At 72.3% G+C, this 6,561-nt stretch carries 7 protein-coding genes; 3 read left to right on the forward strand and 4 right to left on the reverse strand.

All coding sequences use genetic code 11. The features are described from left to right. Positions 1–571: NADH-quinone oxidoreductase subunit C (locus tag ACW0Q9_RS28060; protein WP_456186362.1), on the reverse strand; the 571-nt coding region annotated here is incomplete at its 3' end. Positions 572–684: 113 nt separating this feature from the next. Between ACW0Q9_RS28060 and ACW0Q9_RS28065 the strand changes: the two genes are divergently transcribed. Next, positions 685–1,731: a glucose 1-dehydrogenase gene (locus ACW0Q9_RS28065; protein ID WP_456186364.1), complete on the forward strand. Its 1,047-nt coding sequence runs from the start codon at positions 685–687 to the stop codon at positions 1,729–1,731. Between the two features lie 39 nt (positions 1,732–1,770). Here the strand turns inward: ACW0Q9_RS28065 and ACW0Q9_RS28070 are convergent, their stop codons facing one another. Further along, complete coding sequence (locus ACW0Q9_RS28070) at positions 1,771–3,087, reverse strand: DUF2252 domain-containing protein (RefSeq protein WP_456186366.1); 1,317 nt, start codon at positions 3,085–3,087, stop codon at positions 1,771–1,773. A gap of 36 nt (positions 3,088–3,123) precedes the next feature. Beyond that, positions 3,124–3,699, reverse strand: a complete 576-nt coding sequence (locus tag ACW0Q9_RS28075) for an NADH-quinone oxidoreductase subunit B (RefSeq protein ID WP_456186368.1) — start codon at positions 3,697–3,699, stop codon at positions 3,124–3,126. Between the two features lie 210 nt (positions 3,700–3,909). On the opposite strand from ACW0Q9_RS28075, the gene ACW0Q9_RS28080 reads away from it, so the two are divergent. Beyond that, entirely contained in the window at positions 3,910–4,044 is a 135-nt protein-coding gene (locus ACW0Q9_RS28080) for a hypothetical protein (RefSeq protein ID WP_456186370.1), read from the forward strand. 307 nt (positions 4,045–4,351) lie between these two features. After that, positions 4,352–5,290: a hypothetical protein gene (locus ACW0Q9_RS28085; RefSeq protein ID WP_456186372.1), complete on the forward strand. Its 939-nt coding sequence runs from the start codon at positions 4,352–4,354 to the stop codon at positions 5,288–5,290. A gap of 60 nt (positions 5,291–5,350) precedes the next feature. On the opposite strand, the gene ACW0Q9_RS28090 is transcribed toward ACW0Q9_RS28085, so the two are convergent. Then, the coding region (locus ACW0Q9_RS28090) for a D-glucuronyl C5-epimerase family protein (RefSeq protein WP_456186373.1) at positions 5,351–6,561 on the reverse strand (1,211 nt) is incomplete at its 5' end.

Consider the following 6,561-nt stretch of genomic DNA (forward strand, 5'->3'; position numbering starts at 1 on the left):
TCGTTCCCCACTCCCCCGGCGCCGGCACGCCCGGCGGCCGGATCGGCCGGCGACCGCCGCCGGCCTCCGACTCGCCCGGTTCCTTGGCCCCCGGCCACGGCTTGGCGACCCGGGAGGCGAGTACGAACTCCTTGCGCAGCGGGTGGCCCTCGAACTCCGGCGGCAGCAGCAGCGGCCGCAGCTCGCCGTGCCCGTCGAAGCCGATGCCGAACATCTCGTGGGTCTCCCGCTCGTGCCAGGCCGCGCCGGGGAACACGTCGACGACGGACGCCACGACCGGCGCCTCCCGGGGCACCCGGGTACGCAGCAGCAGCCCGTGCCGGTGCCGGGTCGACCAGAGGTGGGCCACGACGTCGAAGCCCTCGGCCAGCTCGTCGACCGCCGACAGCCAGTCGAAGAAGTCGCAGCCCAGCTCGGCGTCGCCGTGCGCCGCGCGCACCGCGTCGCGCCAGCTCGCCGGGGGTACGTCGACGGTGGCCCGGGCGTACCCCTGACCGCCGGAGACCGTTGTGGTGGCCTCGACGGGCGCGAGCAGCGCGACAATCCGCCGGCCGACCTCTTCCGGAGTCATGCCGCTGATCCTAGGGCCGGCGGCCGGGAGCCGTGTCGGGCCGTCCACGCTCGCCCGGGCGGGATCCGCCGCTTTGCCCGGCACGGGGGCCGGCGGCGGGGAAGGATGACACCGTGCGCGCTGTCACTGTGACTCCCGGCGTCCCCGATTCGCTCCGCCTCGACGACGACTGGCCCGAGCCACCCGCGGAGGAGGGGGCGATCCTGGTGCAGGCCCTCGCGGTCGGCGTCTGCGGGACCGACCAGGAGATCATCGCGGGCGAGTACGGCGAGGCCCCGCCCGGCCAGGAACGGCTGGTGCTCGGGCACGAGGCGCTGGGCCGGGTGCTGGAGGACCCGACCGGCACCCTCCAGCCCGGCGACCTGGTGGCGGGGATCGTCCGCCACCCGGACCCGGTGCCCTGCCCCAACTGCGCGGCCGGCGAGTGGGACATGTGCCGCAACGGCCGGTACACCGAGCACGGGATCAAGGGGCTGCCCGGCTTCGCGCGGGACCGCTGGCGGGTGCAGCCGAAGTTCGCCGTCCGCCTGGACCCGGCGCTCGCCCCGGTCGGGATGCTGCTGGAGCCGACCAGTGTGGTGGCGAAGGCGTGGGACCACATCGAGCGGATCGGCAGCCGGGCCGTGTGGCAGCCGCAGACCGTGCTGGTCACCGGGGCCGGGCCGATCGGGCTGCTGGCCGCCCTCATGGGCATCCAGCGCGGGTTGTCGGTGCACGTGCTGGACCGGAACAAGACCGGGCCGAAGCCGGAGCTGGTCCGCTCGCTCGGCGCCACCTACCACACCTCCACCGTGGGGGAGCTGGACTTCGAGCCGGACGTGGTGGTGGAGTGCACCGGCGCCCCGGTGGTCGTGATGGACGCGATGTTCAAGGCCGGGACGAACGGCATCGTCTGCCTGACCGGGGTCTCCAGCGGCGGCCGCACCATCGACTTCGACGCGGGGGCGCTGAACCGGGATCTGGTGCTGGAGAACAACGTGGTCTTCGGCTCGGTCAACGCCAACCGGCGGCACTGGGAGATGGCGGCGGAGTCGCTCGCCCGGGCCGACCCGGCCTGGCTGAACTCGCTGATCACCCGCCGGGTGCCGGTCTCGTCGTACGCGGACGCGTACGCCTCCGGCGGCGCGGACATCAAGGTGGTGCTGGAGTTCGACCAGTGAGGCGGGGCGGCGGAGCGCGGGCTCCGGCGCCCCGGGACCTCAGATGCCGGGCAGCCGGCCGTTGCGGAACAGGTCCACGAAGAGCTGGTGGTCCTCGCGGGCCCGGATGCCGTAGGTGTGCGCGAAGTCGATCAGGTAGGCGACGAAGCGCTCCGGATCGGCGTCGACGACCGCGACGATCGCCTCCTCGGTGGAGTAGTCCACCAGGTCGTGGCTGGACTCGTCGTCGGCCACCGAGTGCATCCGGGCCACCGCCCGGCCCAGGTCGGTGAGCACGCCCGCGAGTTCCTCCGGCTCGTTGACGTCGGCCCAGTCCAGGTCGGCGGCGTACGGGGAGACCTCGGCGACGAGCTGGCCAGCCCCGTCGAACTCGGTGAAGCCCAGCCACGGGTCGGCGTGCGCCTGCAACGCGCGCTGCGACTCGGCGGTCCGGTGCCCCTGGTGCCGGAAGTACGAGCGGACGCGCTCGTCGTCGATGTGCCGCGCCACCGCCGGCACCTGGGCCTGCTTCATGTAGATGACGACGTCGTTCTCCAGCGCCTGGGTGTGCCCCTCCAGCAGCAGGTTGTAGGACGGCAGCCCGGCCGACCCGATGCCCACGCCCTTGCGCAGCACCACGTCCTTGATGTTCGCCGCGACCGGGCGGAGCCGGGCGGTCGCCGCCGGCAGCGTGCCCAGGTAGTCCTGGAACGCGGCGCGGACCTGCTGCCGGGTCGCCTCGTCGACCTCGTAGACCCCGTCGCCGAGGGAGAACCGGCGCTCGTAGTTGTCGATGGTGGTCTGGGTGGCGAGCAGGTCGACCCGGGTGTTCAGCCGGGCCTGCTGGAGCACCCGGCGCAGCACACCGTCGGCGTTGTCCAGGGTGATCGAGCCGATCGCGTCGTCCCCGCCGGCCGCGATGGCCCGCAGCTCGGCCAGGTACGACCGGGCGAAGCCGGCCACCAGCTCGCCGATCACCCGGTCGGAGAGGGCCTTGGCGTAGCCGAGCAGGGCCACGCTGGCGGCGAACCGCTTCAGGTCCCAGGAGAACGGCCCGACGTACGCCTCGTCGAAGTCGTTGACGTTGAACACGAGCTGCCCGGAGCCGTTCATGTAGGTGCCGAAGTTCTCGGCGTGCAGGTCGCCGTGGATCCACACCCGGCTGGTCCGGTCGTCGAGGAACCGGTCGCTGGCGAAGTCGCCGCGCTGGTCGGCGTAGAAGAGCGAGGCGCTGCCCCGGTAGAAGGCGAACGGTGAGGCGGCCATCTTGCGGAACTTGCGGCGGAACGCCGCCGGGTCGATCGCCATCGACGCGCCGAACTCCTCGGTCAGCACGTCGACGATGAAGGCGGAACGCTTGTCCGCGGACTGGGTCATGGTCCGCAGGCTAGACCTCGGCCGCCACCTCGGGGGTCAGCCGGCCGGGGGACGTACCGGTGGCGCGGTGAGGGATGCCACCGGCCGCGGGGTGCTCTCCGCGGGCCGCGGGTCGACCGGTGGGGCGAGCCGGTCGGGGCGGGGCACGCCGCCGACGCCGGACTCCTCGGCGGCGATCTTCTCCTGGAGGCGGAGGATGCCGTGCAGCAGCGCCTCCGGGCGGGGCGGGCAGCCGGGCACGTAGACGTCGACCGGGATGAGCTGGTCGACGCCCTTGGTCACCGAGTAGGAGTCCCAGTAGGGCCCGCCGCAGTTGGAGCAGGCGCCGAACGAGATCACGTACTTCGGCTCGGGCATCTGGTCGTAGAGCCGCTTGATCGCCGGGGCCATCTTGTCGGTGACCGTGCCGGAGACCACCATGAGGTCGGCCTGCCGGGGGCCGTGGGCGAACGGGATCACGCCGAGCCGCATGAAGTCGTGCCGGCCCATGCTGGTGGCGATGAACTCGATGGCGCAGCAGGCCAGACCGAAGTTGAACACCCAGAGCGAGTAGCGGCGGCCCCAGTTCAGCACGAACCGGATCGGCTCGCCGAGCACGGCCGGCAACTGCACCTCGGGCCTCCCTCGCCTCTCCCCTGTCGTGACAGTCAACCACAGCAGGAAGACGGCGGAACCGCTGCAACCGGGGGGCGCTGCCGTGCGTGTGAGGGAGGTCGCCGGCAGAAGGCGGCGACACCTACGGGGAGGAACAGGTGGCGGTGACCACGGATCCGAGGCTCGACCAGCCGCCCGGCGGGGGCCGGTCCCGGGCAGCGGGCGACGGTGGGTTTCGCCTTCATGCGAAACACCACGGGACCGAATCCGCCGCTCACGGTGTTCGTCGACCGTGGCTCCGACGCAAGCAAGGCGCTGCCGGGCACGACCACGACGGTGGCCGTGAAGGTCACGTTCGGGTGAACGGGTTGCGTCGCGGCTGCGGAATTTCTCCCGCCGTGGTGCAACCCGTCCGGATCCACGCGCGTGTCTCAGCGGCGAGGGGCTGCCGGTGACGTGATCGGGGGCCGGCGGCGGACACCCGCCGCCGGTAGTCCGGCCGGTAGGCCGGCGAGTCACCGGCAGCCGCTCCGCAACGGATCCGCCCCGGGCCCGACGCACCGCGTCGGGCCCGTTTCGTCCGTAGGGGACACCAACCAGCCACGCGGATCGATATCGTGCCGGTCCGAGTCCGCCGGGAACGGCGGCATCGACCACGGGGAGGAACGACATGCCCAGCACCCTGTCCGCCGGCCACCGGATCGCCGCCGGCCTGCTCGGCGCCGCGCTGGCGGTGGCAGCCGCCGCGCCGGCCGCCGCCGCGCCGGCCGAGGCGACCGGCCCGCTGTCCGTCACCGCACAGACCCTGGTGCTCGACCCGACCCCCCAGGGGTACGTCGGCACCCTCACCGCGACCGTCACCAACAACGGGCCGACCGAGGACTACCCGTCGGTGTTCCTCACCGAGCCCGCGGGCGGCTCGTTCACCACGGTGGACCCGGGCTTCGGCTGCGCCATCCTCGGCCTGACGGAGAACCGGATGCGGCACAACTGCGCCGGCCCGCTGATCCAACCCGGCGAGACGCAGACCTGGACCCTGGGCTTCCAGGTCTGGACCACGCCCCGGAAGTACGCCATGGTCGCCACCGGCGGCGAGTTCGGGGTGATGTCCAACAGCAGCAGCGAGATGTCCGACACCGCCAGCTTCAGCACGCTGTTCCGGTCCACCAACGGCAGCCTGAAGAAGCCGCAGCCGTACGTGCAGGCGACCCGGAGCGACCTTGCGGTCACCACCGGCGCGGTCACGCTGAACCGGCTGGCCGACGGCAGCCTCGAGGGCCGGATGCCGGTCACCGTCCGGTACGGCAACGACGCGCCGTCGTTCGCCGTCGACCTCACCGCCGCCCTGCCGGCGGGCGTGGTCGTCGACCACACCGAGCCGCAGGACATGCCCAGCGGGTGGGACTGGTTCAGTGTGCCGGGCACCCGGTTCATGCCGGGTGAGCAGCGCACGTTCGACGTCGTGCTGACCGCTCCCGCGGGCACCCCGGCGGGTGCCCTGGGCACCGGCTCGTACACGGCGACCGCCAACTACTGCTACTGCGCGATCGTGGAGGACGTCGACCCCGCCGACAACACCACCTCGTTCACGGTCACCGCGGTCGACTGACCGCCGGACCGGGCGAGGCCCGTCCGGTGCGTTCCGGACGGGCCTCGCTCGGGTGTCACGTCAGGTGAAGGCGAGCCCGGTGGTGTGGGGCAGCCAGTAGCCGAGGTACGCCCCGGCGGTGACCTGGTAGCTGAGCCGGCCGTTCACCCAGGCGGTGGCGCCGAGCGGGGCGATGGACGCGGCCGAGAAGGTGATCCGCTTGGAGCCGGTGACGGTGCCCTTGCTGTCGTAGGCGTAGCCGGTGTAGGTGCCGGGCTGGAACGACAGTGTCCGGGTGGGGTTGTAGCGGTGCTCGACCGCCTTGCCGAGCAGGATGCGCTGGCCGTACGCCTCGGGCACCAGGTAGCCGGCGAGCGCGCCGTTGGTGATCTGGTAGTAGATGCCGCGGCCGTACACCCGGGTCCGCAGGTTGGCCAGGGCGCCGGAGGCCCGGGTCAGTTTCAGCGTCTTCTGGCCGGTGATCGCCCCGGTGCTGGAGAACCTGTAGCCGACGTGGGTGCCGGCCGAGAAGGAGACGGTGCCGTTCACGGCCGGCACCGGGTAGTCCGAGCGGAGCAGGTAGGCGTACGTGGCGAAGGTGGCCGACCAGGTCATCTCGTAGAGCTTGAGGGTCTGCGCGGTGTGGACCTGGTGGTACTTGACGTGCGGGGTGGCGCAGCCCATCGAGTAGTTGCTGGCCCACCGGGTCACCCGGTAGTGGGTGGGCACGTAGCGTCGGACGGTGCTGGCCGCCCCGTCGAACAGGGCCACGGCCCGGGCGTCGGCGGTGAGGCGCCAGTAGTCGTAGACGCCGTACAGGGCGAAGACGTGCCCGTTGAGGACCCGCTCACCCGTGGTGCCGGCGGTCACCGGGTACTCCTCCAGGAAGAGGTACCCGTTGGGGTCGACCCAGCTGGCCCAGGGCGCCGTGGTGCTGGCCGGCAGGGTCAGGCTCAGGAAGGTGTTGTCCGCCGCGGTCCGCCACTTCGCGTCCCCGGTGAGTTCCGCGAGGCCGACGAAGAGGCTGAGCAGCTGCCCCTGCGCCATCCCGCTGTACCAGGGGGCGCGCAGCACCGGCCGGCCGGTGCACCGGCTCAGGTCGAAGTCGTACGGGTAGAACCACGCGCCCCGGGACTCGACCCGACGGTCCACGTTGCGCTGCGCGTTGGCGATCGCCCGGTCGAGGAACCGCTGGTCCTTGCTGATCCGGTAGGCGGCGAGGTTGCGCAGGCCCCACTGCGCCTGGGCGACCGGATGGTCCCAGGTCCTGCCGAGGAAGCTGAACATCCGGA

The sequence above is a fragment of the Micromonospora sp. I033 genome, from assembly GCF_053890995.1.

What these genes read in the sequence shown, in the direction of transcription:
- ACW0Q9_RS28070 (WP_456186366.1), bottom strand. Translation starts at nt 3,087, where the DNA reads ATGACCCAGTCCGCGGACAAGCGTTCCGCCTTCATCGTCGACGTGCTG.
- ACW0Q9_RS28085 (WP_456186372.1), top strand. Translation starts at nt 4,352, where the DNA reads ATGCCCAGCACCCTGTCCGCCGGCCACCGGATCGCCGCCGGCCTGCTC.